The sequence below is a fragment of the Streptomyces sp. RK9 genome, assembly GCF_045070545.1.
GTDB classification, from domain to species: domain Bacteria; phylum Actinomycetota; class Actinomycetes; order Streptomycetales; family Streptomycetaceae; genus Streptomyces; species Streptomyces alboflavus.
Genome location: NZ_CP173704.1, coordinates 3,171,717 through 3,190,504 on the forward strand (window position 1 = coordinate 3,171,717; position 18,788 = coordinate 3,190,504).

The following is an 18,788-nucleotide window of genomic DNA, read 5'->3' on the forward strand; positions in this document are numbered from 1 at the left end:
CCCGCGCCACTCGGACGGCGGGGTGCGGGTTTTCTCCCGCTGCCGCTGGTCAGCACTGGTCAGCGGCGGGCGGTGCGGTCAGCGCCCGTCCGAGGCCTCGGACTGCTGGGTCTTGGCGGGCGACTGGTCGGCCGACATCGCGGGCATGCCGAAGAGCACGGAACCCACTAGACCGGCGACCACGGTGAGACCGATGAGCGTGCGGCCCACGATCTGACCGGCCGTGGCACGCTGCCGGGGCGGGGGAGTGACGTTGCTGCGGAACTTGTCGGCTTCGGCGATGAAGGCGAAGGGTACGGGCTCTCGCCGACGGAACATGGGTCGCGCGTCTCCTCACGGGACTCGAACTGAACTCTGTCAACAAGACAGACGCTCGAAACGCCCAAAAGGTGCCCTGTATCGGCAAATTCGCCGAAGATTGTGCGGACGGGCAGCTGACGGCCCTTTGTCGTGCACCCCGGGCCACCCGAAGACGCACCTTCGAGGAGACCTCCCGCCGTCGCTCCCTGAACCGGAGCGCGCGACCGCGCACGAGGCCGACGATCGGCGTCACGAGGCGCGGACACGCGGCGTCTTGAGGCACGTATGTGCGGATGGCCCGAGCGAAGTGTCCGTATTGCGGCATTTCTAGAAGTTCATCTAGCCTGATCAAACGGACCCGGCACTGCTTGAACCCCCGAGCAGGCAGTGCCGGGCTCCTCCCGTGTCAGGCCCTGTGCGTCACCCGAGGGGCGACCCCGTGCTGAGCAGCGAGTAGCGTGTTACCCATGGCTCCGACCTCCACTCCGCAGACCCCCTTCGGGAGGGTCCTCACCGCCATGGTCACGCCCTTCACGGCGGACGGCGCACTCGACCTCGACGGCGCGCGCCAGCTCGCCGCCCACCTGGTGGACGCAGGCAACGACGGCCTGATCGTCAACGGCACCACGGGCGAGTCCCCGACCACCAGCGACGCGGAGAAAGCAGAGCTGGTACGCGCGGTGGTGGACGCCGTCGGAGACCGCGCCCACGTCGTGGCCGGAGTCGGCACGAACGACACCCGGCACAGCATCGAACTGGCCCGCGCGGCCGAGAGCGCCGGCGCACACGGCCTGCTCACCGTCACGCCGTACTACAACAAGCCCCCGCAGGAGGGCCTCTTCCGGCACTTCACGGCGATCGCCGACGCCACCGAGCTGCCGGTGATGCTCTACGACATCCCGGGCCGCAGCGGCGTACCGATCAACACCGAAACGATCGTGCGCCTCGCCGAGCACCCGCGTATCGTCGCCAACAAGGACGCCAAGGGCGACCTCGGCCGCGCCAGCTGGGCCATCGCCCGCTCCGGCCTCGCCTGGTACTCCGGCGACGACATGCTCAACCTGCCGCTGCTCTCGGTCGGCGCCTGCGGCTTCGTCTCCGTCGTCAGCCATGTCGTCACGCCGGAGCTGCGCGCCATGATCGACGCCCACACCAGCGGGGACGTCCAGAAGGCCACCGAGATCCACCAGAAGCTGCTCCCGGTCTTCACGGGCATGTTCCGTACGCAGGGTGTGATCACCACCAAGGCGGCGCTCGCCCTGCAGGGCCGCCCCGGCGGACCGCTGCGCCTGCCGCTGGTCGAGCTCTCACCCGAGGAGACGGCCCAGCTCAAGATCGATCTTGCCGCCGGTGGGGTACAGCTTTAACCACAGACTTCACAACTGAATAGGCAACACCGCAGGCCACATGCCTGCACCCACACAACTGCTACTGCACGAACGTCATGCGCGCCACGTGCCCCGGAGGTACGTGGCGTGTGTGGTGAGGAGAGTCTTTTGAGTCATCCGCATCCTGAACTCGGCGCCCCGCCGAAGCTCCCGAAGGGCGGCCTGCGGGTCACCCCGCTGGGCGGCCTCGGCGAGATCGGCCGCAACATGACCGTCTTCGAGTACGACGGGCGTCTCCTGATCGTCGACTGCGGAGTGCTCTTCCCCGAGGAGGAGCAGCCCGGAATCGACCTGATCCTGCCGGACTTCACGTCCATCCGGGACCGCCTCGACGACATCGAGGGCATCGTCCTCACGCACGGCCACGAGGACCACATCGGCGGTGTCCCCTATCTCCTGCGCGAGAAGCCGGACATCCCGCTGATCGGCTCCAAGCTGACCCTCGCCCTGATCGAGGCCAAGCTCCAGGAGCACCGCATCCGGCCCTACACGCTCGAGGTCGCCGAGGGCCACCGCGAGCGCGTCGGTCCCTTCGACTGCGAGTTCGTCGCGGTCAACCACTCCATCCCGGACGCGCTCGCGGTCGCCATCCGCACGCCCGCGGGCATGGTGGTGCACACCGGTGACTTCAAGATGGACCAGCTCCCGCTGGACCGTCGCCTGACCGACCTGCACGCCTTCGCGCGCCTGAGCGAGGAGGGCATCGACCTTCTTCTCTCCGACTCGACGAACGCCGAGGTCCCGGGCTTCGTCCCGCCGGAGCGCGACATCTCGAACGTGCTCCGCCAGGTCTTCGCGGGCGCCCGCAAGCGGATCATCGTGGCCAGCTTCGCCAGCCATGTGCACCGCATCCAGCAGATCCTCGACGCGGCGCACGAGTACGGCCGCCGGGTCGCCTTCGTCGGCCGCTCCATGGTCCGCAACATGGGCATCGCCCGTGACCTCGGCTATCTGAAGGTCCCGCCGGGCCTGGTCGTCGACGTCAAGACCCTCGACGACCTGCCGGACCACGAGGTCGTCCTGGTCTGCACGGGCTCCCAGGGCGAGCCGATGGCCGCGCTCTCCCGCATGGCCAACCGGGACCACCAGATCCGCATCGTCTCGGGCGACACGGTGATCCTGGCGTCATCGCTCATCCCGGGCAACGAGAACGCGGTCTACCGCGTCATCAACGGCCTGACCCGCTGGGGCGCCAACGTCGTCCACAAGGGCAACGCCAAGGTGCACGTCTCGGGCCACGCCTCGGCCGGCGAGCTGCTGTACTTCTACAACATCTGCAAGCCGAAGAACCTGATGCCGGTCCACGGCGAATGGCGCCACCTGCGCGCCAACGCCGAGCTCGGCGCCCTCACCGGCGTCCCGCACGACCGCATCGTCATCGCCGAGGACGGCGTCGTGGTCGACCTCGTCGCGGGCAAGGCCAAGATCGTCGGCAAGGTCCAGGCGGGGTACGTGTACGTCGACGGGCTCTCCGTCGGTGACGTGGGCGAGCCCGCCCTGAAGGACCGCAAGATCCTCGGGGACGAGGGCATCATCTCGGTGTTCGTGGTGGTCGACTCCTCCACCGGGAAGATCACCGGCGGCCCGCACGTCCAGGCCCGCGGCTCCGGCATCGAGGACTCGGCGTTCAACGCCGTCATCCCGAAGGTCCAGGAAGTCCTCGAGAAGTCGGCCCAGGACGGCGTCGTCGAACCCCACCAGCTGCAGCAGCTCATCCGCCGCACGCTGGGCAAGTGGGTGTCGGACAACTACCGCCGCCGCCCGATGATCCTGCCGGTCGTCGTCGAGGTCTGACGGTCGCCCGACCGGTCTGACCACCGGTCTCCTGGAGCGGGGCGCCTCGATTTGCATCGGGGCGCCCCGCTCCAGTACGTTTACGGCTCCGCCAGACGGGGAAGCGCCGCGCACAGTCGTGCCGGAGGCCGACTCGGACGGGGCGGAAATTCCGACTCAGAATCTCTGATAAAGTCGGAGCCGCCGGAAAGGGAAACGCGAAAGCGAAGACCTGGAAAGCACCGAGGAAATCGGATCGGAACGGGAAGCCGGAAAGATCTGATAGAGTCGGAAACGCAAGAACAAAAGAAACACCGAAGGGAAGCGCCCGGAGGAAAGCCCCAGAGAATGTTCTGCGGGTGAGTACAAAGGAAGCGTCCGTTCCTTGAGAACTCAACAGCGTGCCAAAAGTCAACGCCAGATATGTTGATACCCCGACTCACTCCGGTGAGTTGAGGTTCCTTTGAAAAAGTCCTGCCCCTTAGGGGTAGGCGCACAGCGAGGACGCTGTGAACCGGGGGATTATTCCTCTCCTGGTTCCGCTCTCGTGGTGTTGAACCGGATTACCGGTACACATTCACGGAGAGTTTGATCCTGGCTCAGGACGAACGCTGGCGGCGTGCTTAACACATGCAAGTCGAACGATGAAGCCCTTCGGGGTGGATTAGTGGCGAACGGGTGAGTAACACGTGGGCAATCTGCCCTGCACTCTGGGACAAGCCCTGGAAACGGGGTCTAATACCGGATAACACCCCCTCTCGCATGGGAGGGGATTGAAAGCTCCGGCGGTGCAGGATGAGCCCGCGGCCTATCAGCTTGTTGGTGAGGTAGTGGCTCACCAAGGCGACGACGGGTAGCCGGCCTGAGAGGGCGACCGGCCACACTGGGACTGAGACACGGCCCAGACTCCTACGGGAGGCAGCAGTGGGGAATATTGCACAATGGGCGAAAGCCTGATGCAGCGACGCCGCGTGAGGGATGACGGCCTTCGGGTTGTAAACCTCTTTCAGCAGGGAAGAAGCGAAAGTGACGGTACCTGCAGAAGAAGCGCCGGCTAACTACGTGCCAGCAGCCGCGGTAATACGTAGGGCGCAAGCGTTGTCCGGAATTATTGGGCGTAAAGAGCTCGTAGGCGGCTTGTCACGTCGGTTGTGAAAGCCCGGGGCTTAACCCCGGGTCTGCAGTCGATACGGGCAGGCTAGAGTTCGGTAGGGGAGATCGGAATTCCTGGTGTAGCGGTGAAATGCGCAGATATCAGGAGGAACACCGGTGGCGAAGGCGGATCTCTGGGCCGATACTGACGCTGAGGAGCGAAAGCGTGGGGAGCGAACAGGATTAGATACCCTGGTAGTCCACGCCGTAAACGGTGGGCACTAGGTGTGGGCAACATTCCACGTTGTCCGTGCCGCAGCTAACGCATTAAGTGCCCCGCCTGGGGAGTACGGCCGCAAGGCTAAAACTCAAAGGAATTGACGGGGGCCCGCACAAGCGGCGGAGCATGTGGCTTAATTCGACGCAACGCGAAGAACCTTACCAAGGCTTGACATACACCGGAAACGGCCAGAGATGGTCGCCCCCTTGTGGTCGGTGTACAGGTGGTGCATGGCTGTCGTCAGCTCGTGTCGTGAGATGTTGGGTTAAGTCCCGCAACGAGCGCAACCCTTGTCCCGTGTTGCCAGCAAGCCCTTCGGGGTGTTGGGGACTCACGGGAGACCGCCGGGGTCAACTCGGAGGAAGGTGGGGACGACGTCAAGTCATCATGCCCCTTATGTCTTGGGCTGCACACGTGCTACAATGGCCGGTACAATGAGCTGCGATACCGCGAGGTGGAGCGAATCTCAAAAAGCCGGTCTCAGTTCGGATTGGGGTCTGCAACTCGACCCCATGAAGTCGGAGTCGCTAGTAATCGCAGATCAGCATTGCTGCGGTGAATACGTTCCCGGGCCTTGTACACACCGCCCGTCACGTCACGAAAGTCGGTAACACCCGAAGCCGGTGGCCCAACCCCTTGCGGGAGGGAGCTGTCGAAGGTGGGACTGGCGATTGGGACGAAGTCGTAACAAGGTAGCCGTACCGGAAGGTGCGGCTGGATCACCTCCTTTCTAAGGAGCACTTCTAACCGAGTTCGCTCGGTCAGAGGCCAGAACATCAGCGAACGTCTGATGCTGGTTGCTCATGGGTGGAACGTTGACTACTCGGCACACTTGACCTGATCTGGTCGCAAGTACTGCTTCGGCGTGGAAAGCGAGATGGAGAGGGTAAGGGTGTCGGGCACGCTGTTGGGTATCTGAGGGTACGGACTTGTTCCTGACCTCAATGCCGACCCCAGTGCAGCACTGCGTTTGCGCGGTGTGTGATGGGTGGTTGGTCGTTGTTTGAGAACTGCACAGTGGACGCGAGCATCTGTGGCCAAGTTTTTAAGGGCGCACGGTGGATGCCTTGGCACCAGGAACCGATGAAGGACGTGGGAGGCCACGATAGTCCCCGGGGAGTCGTCAACCAGGCTTTGATCCGGGGGTTTCCGAATGGGGAAACCCGGCAGTCGTCATGGGCTGTCACCCGCTGCTGAACACATAGGCAGTGTGGAGGGAACGCGGGGAAGTGAAACATCTCAGTACCCGCAGGAAGAGAAAACAACCGTGATTCCGGGAGTAGTGGCGAGCGAAACTGGATGAGGCCAAACCGTATGCGTGTGAGACCCGGCAGGGGTTGCGTATACGGGGTTGTGGGATCTCACTTGACCGGTCTGCCGGCCGGTCGGCGAGTCAGAAACCGTTGATGTAGGCGAAGGACATGCGAAAGGTCCGGCGTAGAGGGTAAGACCCCCGTAGTCGAAACGTCAGCGGCTTGCTTGTGAGACACCCAAGTAGCACGGGGCCCGAGAAATCCCGTGTGAATCTGGCGGGACCACCCGTTAAGCCTAAATATTCCCTGGTGACCGATAGCGGATAGTACCGTGAGGGAATGGTGAAAAGTACCGCGGGAGCGGAGTGAAATAGTACCTGAAACCGTGTGCCTACAAGCCGTGGGAGCGTCGCTATGCAGCTTGCTGTGTAGTCGTGACTGCGTGCCTTTTGAAGAATGAGCCTGCGAGTTTGCGGTGTGTTGCGAGGTTAACCCGTGTGGGGAAGCCGTAGCGAAAGCGAGTCCGAATAGGGCGTTTTAGTAGCGCGCTCAAGACCCGAAGCGGAGTGATCTAGCCATGGGCAGGCTGAAGCGGAGGTAAGACTTCGTGGAGGGCCGAACCCACCAGGGTTGAAAACCTGGGGGATGACCTGTGGTTAGGGGTGAAAGGCCAATCAAACTCCGTGATAGCTGGTTCTCCCCGAAATGCATTTAGGTGCAGCGTCGTGTGTTTCTTGCCGGAGGTAGAGCACTGGATAGGCGATGGGCCCTACCGGGTTACTGACCTTAGCCAAACTCCGAATGCCGGTAAGTGAGAGCGCGGCAGTGAGACTGTGGGGGATAAGCTCCATGGTCGAGAGGGAAACAGCCCAGAGCATCGACTAAGGCCCCTAAGCGTACGCTAAGTGGGAAAGGATGTGGAGTCGCAGAGACAACCAGGAGGTTGGCTTAGAAGCAGCCACCCTTGAAAGAGTGCGTAATAGCTCACTGGTCTAGTGATTCCGCGCCGACAATGTAGCGGGGCTCAAGCGTACCGCCGAAGTCGTGTCATTCCAGCATATACGCCCAACGGCGGCTGGGATGGGTAGGGGAGCGTCGTGTGCCGGGTGAAGCTGCGCCGGAAGGCAGTGGTGGACGGTTCACGAGTGAGAATGCAGGCATGAGTAGCGATACATACGTGAGAAACGTGTGCGCCGATTGACTAAGGGTTCCTGGGTCAAGCTGATCTGCCCAGGGTAAGTCGGGACCTAAGGCGAGGCCGACAGGCGTAGTCGATGGATAACCGGTTGATATTCCGGTACCCGCTGTGAAGCGTCAAACATCGAATCCAGTGATGCTAAGGCCGTGAAGCCGCCCTGATCTCTTCGGAGTTGAGGGGAGTGGTGGAGCCGCCGGCCCGATCTGGTAGTAGGTGAGTGATGGGGTGACGCAGGAAGGTAGTCCAGCCCGGGCGGTGGTTGTCCCGGGGTAAGGGTGTAGCCCGAACGATAGGCAAATCCGTCGTTCATGAGGGTGAGACCTGATGCCGAGCCGATTGTGGTGAAGTGGATGATCCTATGCTGTCGAGAAAAGCCTCTAGCGAGTTTCATGGCGGCCCGTACCCTAAACCGACTCAGGTGGTCAGGTAGAGAATACCGAGGCGTTCGGGTGAACTATGGTTAAGGAACTCGGCAAAATGCCCCCGTAACTTCGGGAGAAGGGGGGCCACACCTGGTGATGATCTTTACGGTCTGAGCTGGGGGTGGCCGCAGAGACCAGCGAGAAGCGACTGTTTACTAAAAACACAGGTCCGTGCGAAGCCGTAAGGCGATGTATACGGACTGACGCCTGCCCGGTGCTGGAACGTTAAGGGGACCGGTTAGTCACTCTTCGGGGTGGCGAAGCTGAGAACTTAAGCGCCAGTAAACGGCGGTGGTAACTATAACCATCCTAAGGTAGCGAAATTCCTTGTCGGGTAAGTTCCGACCTGCACGAATGGCGTAACGACTTCTCGACTGTCTCAACCATAGGCCCGGTGAAATTGCACTACGAGTAAAGATGCTCGTTTCGCGCAGCAGGACGGAAAGACCCCGGGACCTTTACTACAGTTTGATATTGGTGTTCGGTTCGGCTTGTGTAGGATAGGTGGGAGACTGTGAAGCGGGCACGCCAGTGTTCGTGGAGTCGTCGTTGAAATACCACTCTGGTCGTGCTGGATGTCTAACCTGGGTCCGTGATCCGGATCAGGGACAGTGTCTGATGGGTAGTTTAACTGGGGCGGTTGCCTCCCAAAGGGTAACGGAGGCGCCCAAAGGTTCCCTCAGCCTGGTTGGTAATCAGGTGTTGAGTGTAAGTGCACAAGGGAGCTTGACTGTGAGACTGACGGGTCGAGCAGGGACGAAAGTCGGGACTAGTGATCCGGCGGTGGCTTGTGGAAGCGCCGTCGCTCAACGGATAAAAGGTACCCCGGGGATAACAGGCTGATCTTCCCCAAGAGTCCATATCGACGGGATGGTTTGGCACCTCGATGTCGGCTCGTCGCATCCTGGGGCTGGAGTCGGTCCCAAGGGTTGGGCTGTTCGCCCATTAAAGCGGTACGCGAGCTGGGTTTAGAACGTCGTGAGACAGTTCGGTCCCTATCCGCTGTGCGCGTAGGAGTCTTGAGAAGGGCTGTCCCTAGTACGAGAGGACCGGGACGGACGAACCTCTGGTGTGCCAGTTGTCCTGCCAAGGGCATGGCTGGTTGGCTACGTTCGGAAAGGATAACCGCTGAAAGCATCTAAGCGGGAAGCCTGCTTCGAGATGAGGACTCCCACCCCCTTTGAGGGGTTAAGGCTCCCAGTAGACGACTGGGTTGATAGGCCAGATATGGAAGCCCTGTAAGGGGTGGAGTTGACTGGTACTAATAGGCCGAGGGCTTGTCCTCAGTTGCTCGCGTCCACTGTGTTGGTTCTGAAACCACGAACAACCCCATGCCATGGTCACGGCATGGTGCGGTTGATAGTTTCATAGTGTTTCGGTGGTCATAGCGTGAGGGAAACGCCCGGTTACATTCCGAACCCGGAAGCTAAGCCTTACAGCGCCGATGGTACTGCAGGGGGGACCCTGTGGGAGAGTAGGACGCCGCCGAACTAAATTTGATAAAAGAGCTGGTCCCTGAACTTCGGTTCAGGGACCAGCTCTTTTTTGTTGCGCGTTACTCCCCGTTCACGTTGCGCGACCAACATCCGCGACATGGGAACACTTGCGATGCTGCGAGCCGCAGGAGTCGGTAGCGGAGACGAGGTCATCGTCCCCGCCTACGGGAACGCCGAAGTGGCCGAGGCCGCCGTGCTCGCGGGCGCCATGCCCGTGTTCGCGGACATCGACCCGCGGACGTACTGCCTCGACCCCGCGGCCGTCGACGCCGTCGTCACCCCCCGAACGGCCGCCGTGGTCGCCGTCCACCGCTTCGGGAACCAGGCGGACATCGCCGGGCTCCACGCTGTCGGACAACGGCACGCGCTCCTCGTACTGGAGCACGCCGAGCCGGACGCGCCCCATGACGGGATGGCGCAGCGGCAGGCGTACGCCTCGTATCTGAATGGGCGCCTCACCGGAGTGATAACGCCGGCCCGAGGAGCCGCCCACAGCCACCAGTACGTCGTGCGGGTGCCCGGGAACGGGCGGCCGGACCGCGACGCGTTCGCGCGCGCCGTACGGGCCAGGGGAGTTGACTGCCGCGTACCCGTGAAGACGCCGTTGCACCGGACGCCGAAGTACTGGCGGGACGTGGAACTGCCGCAGACCGAAAGGGCCGCCGACGAGACGCTCGCGCTGCCCGTGGACGCCTCGTTGACGCGACGGGAACTCCAGCGGATCGTGTCGGCGTGCAACGCCCTCGGCGGACTGCTCCAGCCCGCGTTCTGAATCCGGCCAGGTTTCCTCTGCGCCCGAGGAGACGGCGGTTCTGAGGCGCCCGATGTTCGGGTATGATTTATTTCGTTGCCGCGCGGGAAACCGCGCAGAACGCAACTGGCCCCTATAGCTCAGTCGGTAGAGCGTCTCCATGGTAAGGAGAAGGTCAGCGGTTCGATTCCGCTTGGGGGCTCAGAGATTGAAGGAATGAGAGAAGGCCATCGTCCTGGGGACGGTGGCCTTCTTCGTTGTGTGCCCCCTTCTCGGGAGGGGGCACACGGCGGTCAGTCGTCGAGGCCCGGCACGCGCATCGCCAGGATCGCCATGTCGTCCGACGGGGCGTCCGAAGCGAAGCGCTCCACCGCGCGCATGATGCGGGCCGCCACCGCGCCCGCCGTGAGACCCGTGCACGTCGTCAGGACATCGGCGAGACCGTCGTCCCCCAGCATGCGCGTGCCCTCGCGGCGCTCCGTCACGCCGTCCGTGACGCACAGCAGGACGTCCCCGGGATCCAGAGTCACCGTCTGCTCGTACAGCTCCAGGTCGTCCATGACGCCGAGCAGGGGCTGCGGCTCCGCATACGGCTCGACCGTGCCGTCCTGGCGCAGGCGCAGCGGCAGGGGATGGCCGGCGCAGACGATCTTCAGGACCGCCGAGCCGTCCTCCTGGGGCCACAACTCGCCGTACAGGAGCGTCAGGAAGCGGCTGCGGGCGCCCTCGTCGAGGATCGCGGCGTTCAGGCGCTCCAGGACCGCGGGGCCGCCGAAGCCCTCGCGGGCGAGGAGGCGCAGGGCGTGCCGGGCCAGGCCCGTGACCGCGGCGGCCTCCGGGCCCGTGCCGCAGACGTCGCCGATCGCGAAGCCGTACGCGCCGTCGCGGATCGGGAAGAGGTCGTAGAAGTCACCGCCGACCTCGTTGCCCTCGCCGGCCGCGCGGTAGATGACCTCCACCTCCACGCCGGGGACCTGGGGCAGGCCGGGCGGGAGCAGGCTGCGCTGGAGGGACTGGCTGATCGCCATGCGCTCCGAGTACAGGCGGGCGTTGTCCAGGGCCAGGGCGGCACGGCGGGACAGGTCCTCGGCGAGCTCCAGGATCTCCTGGCGGAAGTGCTCGTCGGACGGCTTGCCGAGCACCAGCATGCCGATGACGCGGTTGCGGGCCACCAGGGGCAGGACGACGGTCTCGCCGCCCACCGCGGAGGCCGTCGACAGGGTCGTGCCGATGCCCGTGCCGACCGACATCGGCTCGCCGAGGCCGAGGTTGCGCATCGACGTGCGCAGGGCCGCCTGGTGCGCGGCGTCGGAAGGGGCCGTCCAGACGCGGGCGCCGGGGGTCGGGACCGGGTCCGGCGGGGCGACCTTCGTGAGGAGCGCCTTGAGGCCGTCGATGCGCTCCTCGTCCTCGTGCAGGACGTACGAGAGGTACGGCTCCGAGGCCTGGTCGGCGATCGTGTAGACGGCGCACCACGTGGCGAGCGTCGGGACGGTCATCTGGGCCATGAGGGCCAGGGTCTGGTCACGGTCCAGGGTGCCCGCGAGCAGGTCGGAGGCCTCCACGAGGAAGGAGAGGGAGCCGCGGCGCAGGCGCTCCAGCTCGCCGAGGCGGGCCGACTCCACGGCGAGGGCGATGCGGTCGGCGGCGAACTGCAGGCGCAGGGCCTCTTCGTTCGAGTACCGGTCCGGGGCCTCGGCGGCGACACCGAGCGAGCCCGTGAGGCGGCCCTCGACCTTCAGCGGGACCGTGACGACCGAGCGCATGCCGGTGCTGTTGAGCAGCGGGACTGCGCCTGGGACCACCGTGAGGTCCTCATGGACGGCCGGTAGGCGCGCTGAGCCGTACCGGCCGGGGCCCGCCTCCACGGGGACGCGGGCGAAGCGCTGGCGGGCCGACGGCAGGCCCGTGGAGGCGCGGACCTCCAGCTCCGTCTCGTCGTCCGTGGCCAGGAGCAGGAAGGCCGCGTCGCCGTCGAGCATGTCGCGGGCGCGCTCGACCGTGCGCTGCAGGAGGCCGTCCAGGTCCTCCGGCGCGGGGGAGCCGATGAAGACCTCGAAGGGGTCGGCGGCGCGCGGCTCGCTGAGGGTGCCGGGCTCGGGGGAGGGGCCGCGCAGCGGGGTCTGCAGGACGGCGCGCTCGTCGTCGCGGACGAGCAGACAGACCGTGGAGGGGTCGCCGTCGGTGTCGCGCACGCGCAGGTGGGAGGCGTAGACGGGGATGACGCGGCCGCCGGAGTCGCGGATGCCGTAGCTGCCCTCCCAGCGGGAGAGCCGGAGGGCGTCGGCGATGCCGGTGCTGGTGCCGGGGGTGTGCGGCCAGGCGGCGAAGTCGGTGAGGGGCTTGCCGGTGACCTGTTCGGCGACGTACCCGAAGAGTTCCTCGGCGTCCTCGTTCCAGGCGGAGATGGCGCCCGCGCGGTCGATCTGGACGACGGCGACACGGACGCGGCCGTCGGTGATCGGGAGGAGGTCGGCCGGGAGGGCGGGGCCCGCGGCGCGGGTGCCGACGGGGCGGTCGGGCAGGTCGAGTTGGAACCAGACCTGCTTGTGGGTCGAGGTGTAGTCGACGCCCCAGCGGGTGGCGAGCGCGGCGCAGAGCTGGAGGCCGCGGCCGCCCTCGCGGTCGGGGCTGCCCATGGTAGCGGGGGAGCTCTGGAGGGGGATCTCACGCTCGGGATAGTGGTCGGAGACCTCGATGCGGACGGCGTCCTCGGTGCGCAGACACAGGACGTCGGCGGCTGTGCCCGCGTGGACGACGGCGTTCGTGACGAGTTCACTGGTCAGCACGACCGCGTCGTCGACGATGTCGGAGAACCCCCAGCCCTGGAGGGTGTCTCTGACGAACGAACGGGCCGTCGCGACGGAACGCCCCACGGGTTCGAAAGTCGCAGCCGCGCGCGCGGTGATCACAGAGCTCCTCGTCCGTTGTCCCCCGGGAATCTGCAGTCCCATGGTGCGGCCGCCCCTCCGATGCCCGCTGTTTATGTGTGCCACCGCCCTGGCCGGGCAGGACCGGGGTGGTTGGACAGCCGGATGCCAGGTTACTTACCTTCGCCGTCCAAGCTGATGCCGGTCGCCAGTGTTTCCGCCCGGAGGGTGTGCGGACGGTGTGCGAAGCTGCCGAACTGTTATGGCCTCGTTCGGCCATGGTGAAACACTGGGCAGGCTTCCAGATGGAGCCCCAGCAGTACGGTCGACCCTTGCGGGAGGGACACAGTGGAGTCTGGCGCTGCGACGCGGACCTCTAAGGCGCGCGCGAAAGACGGACAGTCCCTGAGCAGTCAGCGCAAACCGCGCAGCGGGACGACGGCCACGGTGGACGCCGCGGCCCTCAACAGGCTGCTCGTCGCCCTCGTGGCGATGCGGGACGGGAACTTCCGCAAGCGCCTGACGGTCTCCGGCGACGACGTGATGTCGGAGATCGCCGCCGTCTTCAACGAGGTCGCCGACCGCAATCTCCACCTCACCGGTGAGCTGTCGCGGGTGCGGCGCACGGTGGGGCGTGAGGGAAAGCTCACAGAGCGGCTGCGGGGCGGGGCCATGGAGGGCTCCTGGGCGGCGGCGATCGACGCCTCGAACGCGCTCGTGGAGGACCTCGTACGGCCCGTCTCCGAGGTCGGCCGTGTCCTTTCCGCGGTCGCGGAGGGCGACCTGGAGCAGCGCATGGAGCTGCGCGCGGAGGTGGACGAGGGCAACGGCCATCCGCTGCGCGGTGAGTTCCTGAAGGTCGGGCGCACGGTCAACAACCTGGTCGACCAGCTGTCCACGTTCACCGACGAGGTCACGCGGGTGGCCAGTGAGGTCGGCACGGAGGGCAAGCTGGGGGGGCAGGCCCGGTTGCGCGGTATGTCCGGTTCGTGGAAGGACCTCACGGACTCGGTCAACACGATGGCGTACCGACTGACGGCGCAGGTGCGCGACATCGCCCTGGTGACGACGGCGGTGGCCAAGGGCGATCTGTCCCGCAAGGTCACTGTGCATGTGGCCGGCGAGATGCTGGAGCTGAAGAACACCGTCAACACGATGGTGGACCAGCTGTCCTCGTTCTCCTCCGAGGTCACCCGGGTCGCGCGGGAGGTCGGCACGGAGGGCGAGCTCGGCGGGCAGGCGCAGGTGCCGGGCGTCGCGGGGGTGTGGAAGGACCTCACCGACTCGGTGAACCTGATGGCGGGCAACCTGACCGCGCAGGTGCGGGGCATCGCCCAGGTCACGACGGCCGTCGCGAACGGCGATCTGTCGCAGAAGGTGCGGGTGAGCGCGCGCGGCGAGGTGGCGCAGCTCGCCGAGACCATCAACCAGATGACGGAGACGCTGCGGACGTTCGCGGACGAGGTCACGCGCGTCGCCAACGAGGTCGGCGCGGAGGGGCAGCTCGGCGGGCAGGCCAACGTGCCGGGCGCGGCCGGGACGTGGAAGGACCTGACCGACTCCGTCAACACGGTCTTCCGGAACCTGACGACGCAGGTGCGGGACATCGCGCAGGTGACGACGGCGGTCGCCAACGGTGATCTGTCGCAGAAGGTCACCGTCGATGTCGCGGGCGAGATGCTGGAGTTGAAGAACACCGTCAACACGATGGTGGACCAGCTGTCCTCGTTCGGTGCCGAAGTGACGCGGGTGGCGCGGGAGGTCGGCGTCGAGGGCGAGCTCGGCGGGCAGGCGCAGGTGCCGGGCGCCGCCGGGACGTGGAAGGACCTCACCGACTCGGTGAACACCGCCTTCCGCAACCTCACCGGGCAGGTGCGCAACATCGCGCAGGTGACGACGGCGGTGGCCAACGGCGACCTCTCCCAGAAGGTCACGGTCGACGTCTCCGGAGAGATGCTCCAGCTCAAGAACACCGTGAACACGATGGTGGACCAGCTGTCGTCGTTCGCCGACCAGGTCACGCGGATGGCGCGGGACGTGGGCACGGAGGGGCGGCTCGGCGGCCAGGCGCGCGTGGACGGCGTCAGCGGTACGTGGAAGGAGCTCACGGACTCCGTCAACTTCATGGCGGGGAACCTGACTTCGCAGGTGCGCCAGATCGCCCAGGTGACGACGGCGGTGGCGCGCGGTGACCTGTCGCAGAAGATCGACGTGGACGCCCGCGGCGAGATCCTGGAGCTGAAGAACACCATCAACACGATGGTGGACCAGCTCTCCGCGTTCGCCGATCAGGTGACGCGCGTGGCGCGGGAAGTGGGCACGGAAGGGCGACTCGGCGGCCAGGCGCAGGTGCCGGGCGTCGCCGGTGTGTGGCGGGACCTGACCGACTCCGTGAACGGCATGGCCGGGAACCTCACGGCCCAGGTGCGCAACATCGCGCAGGTCGCGACGGCGGTGGCGCGCGGTGACCTGTCGCAGAAGATCGACGTGGACGCCCGCGGCGAGATCCTGGAGCTGAAGAACACCCTCAACACGATGGTGGACCAGCTGTCCGCCTTCGCCGAGCAGGTCACGCGGGTGTCCCGCGAGGTGGGCACGGACGGCATCCTCGGCGGCCAGGCCGAGGTGCAGGGCGTGTCGGGTACGTGGAAGGACCTGACGCAGTCGGTCAACGGCATGGCGAACAACCTCACCCTCCAGGTGCGCAACATCGCCGAGGTCACGACGGCCGTCGCCATGGGTGACCTGTCCAAGAAGATCACCGTCGACGCCAAGGGCGAGATCCTCGAGCTCGTCACGACCGTGAACACGATGGTCGACCAGCTGTCGTCGTTCGCGGAGCAGGTCACACGGGTGGCCCGTGAGGTGGGCACCGAGGGCAAGCTGGGCGGCCAGGCGCGGGTGGTCGGCGTCACGGGCATCTGGAAGGACCTCAGCGACAACGTCAACCTGATGGCCAACAACCTGACCATGCAGGTGCGCAACATCTCGCAGGTCGCCGCGGCCGTCGCCAACGGCGACCTCACGAAGACGGTGACGATCGAGGCGCGCGGCGAGGTCGCGCAGCTCGCGGACACCTTCAACACGATGGTGAAGACGCTGAGTTCGTTCGCCGACCAGGTCACCAAGGTGGCCCGTGAGGTGGGCACGGACGGCATCCTCGGCGGCCAGGCGCGCGTCCCGGGCGTGTCCGGTACGTGGAAGGACCTCACCGAGTCCGTGAACGGGATGGCGTCCAACCTGACCGGTCAGGTGCGCAACATCGCGATGGTCACGACGGCCATCGCCAAGGGCGACCTGACCAAGAAGATCGACATCGACGCGCGCGGGGAGATCCTGGAGCTCAAGACCACCATCAACACGATGGTCGACCAGCTCTCCTCGTTCGCCGAGCAGGTGACGCGCGTCGCCCGCGAGGTGGGTACCGAGGGGCAGCTGGGCGGTCAGGCGCGGGTGCGGGACGTCGACGGGACCTGGCGGGACCTCACGGAGTCCGTGAACGAGATGGCCGGGAACCTCACCCGGCAGGTGCGTGCCATCGCGGCCGTCGCCACGGCGGTGACGCGCGGCGACCTCAACCTGAAGATCGACGTGGACGCGGCGGGCGAGATCCAGGTCCTCCAGGACAACATCAACACGATGATCGCGAACCTTCGCGACACCACCCTCGCCAACAAGGAGCAGGACTGGCTCAAGGGCAACCTGGCGCGGATCTCCGGCCTGATGCAGGGCCGCCGCGACCTGGAGGACGTGGCCTCGCTGATCATGAGCGAGCTGACGCCGGTCGTCTCGGCGCAGCACGGCGCGTTCTTCCTGGCCATGCCGACCGACGACGCGAGTGACCTCGGCGGTGACGAGGACGCGTACGAACTGCGCATGCTCGGCAGCTACGGCTATTCGATGGGGTCGATGCCGACGTCGTTCCGGCCGGGGGAGACGCTGATCGGCACGGCCGCCAAGGAGCGGCGCACGATTCTCGTGGAGAACGCGCCCTCCGGCTATCTGCGGATCGCCTCCGGGCTCGGTGAGGCGCCGCCGGCGCAGGTCATCGTGTTGCCGGTGCTCTTCGAAGGCAAGGTCCTCGGTGTCATCGAGCTGGCGTCCTTCCAGCCGTTCACGCACATCCAGAAGGACTTCCTCAGCCAGATCGCCGAGATGATCGCGACGAGCGTCAACACCATCAGCGTCAACACGAAGACGGAGATCCTGCTCAAGCAGTCGCAGGAGCTGACCGAGCAACTGCGGGAACGCTCGGCGGAGTTGGAGAACCGGCAGAAGGCGCTGCAGGAGTCGAACGCCGAGCTGGAGGACAAGGCGGCGCTGCTCGCCCAGCAGAACCGCGACATCGAGGTCAAGAACACCGAGATCGAAGAGGCCCGGCAGGTCCTTGAGGAGCGCGCCGAACAGCTCGCGGTGTCGATGCGCTACAAGTCCGAGTTCCTGGCGAACATGTCGCACGAGCTGCGCACCCCGCTGAACTCGCTGCTGATCCTCGCCAAGCTGCTGGCCGACAACGCCGACGCGAACCTCACGCCCAAGCAGGTGGAGTTCGCCGAGACGATCCACGGCGCGGGTTCGGACCTGCTCCAGCTGATCAACGACATCCTCGACCTGTCGAAGGTCGAGGCGGGCAAGATGGACGTCAGCCCGACGCGCATCGCCCTCGTCCAACTCGTCGACTACGTAGAGGCCACTTTCCGCCCGCTCACCGCGGAGAAGGGACTCGACTTCTCCGTACGGGTGTCGCCGGAGCTGCCCGCGACGCTGCACACGGACGAGCAGCGCCTCCTGCAGGTGCTGCGCAACCTGCTGGCCAACGCGGTGAAGTTCACCGACTCCGGAGCGGTCGAGCTGGTCATCCGGCTCGCCAGCAACGACGTGCCCCACGCCATCCGGGAGCAGCTGCTCGAAGCCGGGTCGCTGCGGGACGCGGACGCCGACCTGATCGCCTTCTCCGTGGCCGACACCGGCATCGGGATCGCGGCCAGCAAGATGCGGGTGATCTTCGAGGCCTTCAAGCAGGCCGACGGCACGACCAGCCGGAAGTACGGCGGCACGGGTCTCGGCCTGTCGATCAGCCGGGAGATCGCGCGGCTGCTCGGCGGCGAGATCCACGCGGCCAGCGAACCGGGTCGCGGCTCCACCTTCACCCTGTATTTGCCGCTGCACCCCAGCGAACTGCCGCCGCAGGGCTACACCCAGCTCCCGCCGCCCTCCGCGACGCCCGAGCTGCCCGCACTGGAGTCCCTGGAGTCCCTGCAGTCCCGGGAGACCGCCGCGGACGACGGCGGGCGCCCGGAGTCCCAGCCGCCCTCCGCCACGCCCCCGCAGGCGGCTCCTGGCCCCGCCGCGCTGTTCCGGCGCCGCCGCCGGGGCGCGCCGCCCGCCACGGGTCCCGCGCGGGCGGTTCCGGGGCAGCCCGCGGCCGGGTCCGGCGCGGGGACGCCGGAGCAGTGGCAGGAGGGCGCGGGGCAGGAGGCTCCGGCCCCGCGGGTGCGCATCCAGTTCGGCGGCGAGAAGGTCCTCATCGTCGACGACGACATCCGCAACGTGTTCGCGCTCACCAGCGTCCTGGAGCAGCACGGCCTGTCCGTGCTGTACGCGGAGAACGGCCGGGAGGGCATCGAGGTCCTGGAGCAGCACGACGACGTGACGGTCGTCCTGATGGACATCATGATGCCGGAGATGGACGGCTACGCGACGACGACGGCGATCCGCCGCATGCCGCAGTTCGCCGGTCTGCCGATCATCGCGCTCACGGCGAAGGCCATGAAGGGCGACCGGGAGAAGGCCATCGACTCCGGGGCCTCGGACTACGTGACCAAGCCGGTCGACCCTGATCATCTGTTGTCGGTGATGCACCAGTGGATGCACCAGGAGTGACCCGGCGGCCCGGGCGCGGCCGGAAGCCGACTCAGGTACGGCGGGAAGGCGGCTCGCGGTCGGTGTCAAGAAGCCGCACCAT

At 66.1% G+C, this 18,788-nt stretch carries 6 protein-coding genes, 1 tRNA gene and 3 rRNA genes; 8 read left to right on the forward strand and 2 right to left on the reverse strand.

The genetic code is table 11. From position 1 onward, the window contains the following. Window positions 1–78 precede the first annotated feature (78 nt). Entirely contained in the window at window positions 79–318 is a 240-nt protein-coding gene (locus AB6L24_RS34265) for a hypothetical protein (protein ID WP_030363222.1), read from the reverse strand. Between the two features lie 449 nt (window positions 319–767). Here AB6L24_RS34265 and dapA point away from each other — a divergent pair, with 449 nt between their 5' ends. The 7 genes from dapA (at window position 768) to AB6L24_RS34300 (ending at window position 10,155) form a co-directional block, all read left to right on the forward strand. Next, a complete protein-coding gene (gene dapA, locus AB6L24_RS34270) occupies window positions 768–1,667 on the forward strand; it encodes a 4-hydroxy-tetrahydrodipicolinate synthase (protein ID WP_405661898.1) in 900 nt (299 codons plus the stop codon). A 129-nt stretch (window positions 1,668–1,796) separates the two neighbouring features. Beyond that, window positions 1,797–3,482: a ribonuclease J gene (locus AB6L24_RS34275; RefSeq protein ID WP_030363224.1), complete on the forward strand. Its 1,686-nt coding sequence runs from the start codon at window positions 1,797–1,799 to the stop codon at window positions 3,480–3,482. A gap of 555 nt (window positions 3,483–4,037) precedes the next feature. Further along, window positions 4,038–5,563 (forward strand): 16S ribosomal RNA (locus AB6L24_RS34280). A 305-nt stretch (window positions 5,564–5,868) separates the two neighbouring features. Further along, window positions 5,869–8,991 (forward strand): 23S ribosomal RNA (locus tag AB6L24_RS34285). A gap of 89 nt (window positions 8,992–9,080) precedes the next feature. Further along, window positions 9,081–9,197 (forward strand): 5S ribosomal RNA (gene rrf / locus AB6L24_RS34290). The 16S, 23S and 5S rRNA genes sit together here, the layout of an rRNA operon. A 117-nt stretch (window positions 9,198–9,314) precedes the next feature. Beyond that, entirely contained in the window at window positions 9,315–9,974 is a 660-nt protein-coding gene (locus AB6L24_RS34295) for a DegT/DnrJ/EryC1/StrS family aminotransferase (protein WP_405663530.1), read from the forward strand. A 108-nt stretch (window positions 9,975–10,082) separates the two neighbouring features. Further along, a tRNA-Thr gene (locus AB6L24_RS34300) sits at window positions 10,083–10,155 on the forward strand. Window positions 10,156–10,246: 91 nt separating this feature from the next. Here AB6L24_RS34300 and AB6L24_RS34305 read toward each other — a convergent pair. Beyond that, the gene (locus tag AB6L24_RS34305; RefSeq protein ID WP_405661900.1) at window positions 10,247–12,907 is read right to left on the reverse strand and encodes a SpoIIE family protein phosphatase; all 2,661 of its coding nucleotides are present in this window, start codon (window positions 12,905–12,907) and stop codon (window positions 10,247–10,249) included. Between the two features lie 264 nt (window positions 12,908–13,171). Between AB6L24_RS34305 and AB6L24_RS34310 the strand changes: the two genes are divergently transcribed. Next, on the forward strand, window positions 13,172–18,706 hold the full coding sequence (locus AB6L24_RS34310) for a HAMP domain-containing protein (protein ID WP_405661902.1): 5,535 nt from the start codon (window positions 13,172–13,174) through the stop codon (window positions 18,704–18,706). Window positions 18,707–18,788 lie beyond the last annotated feature (82 nt).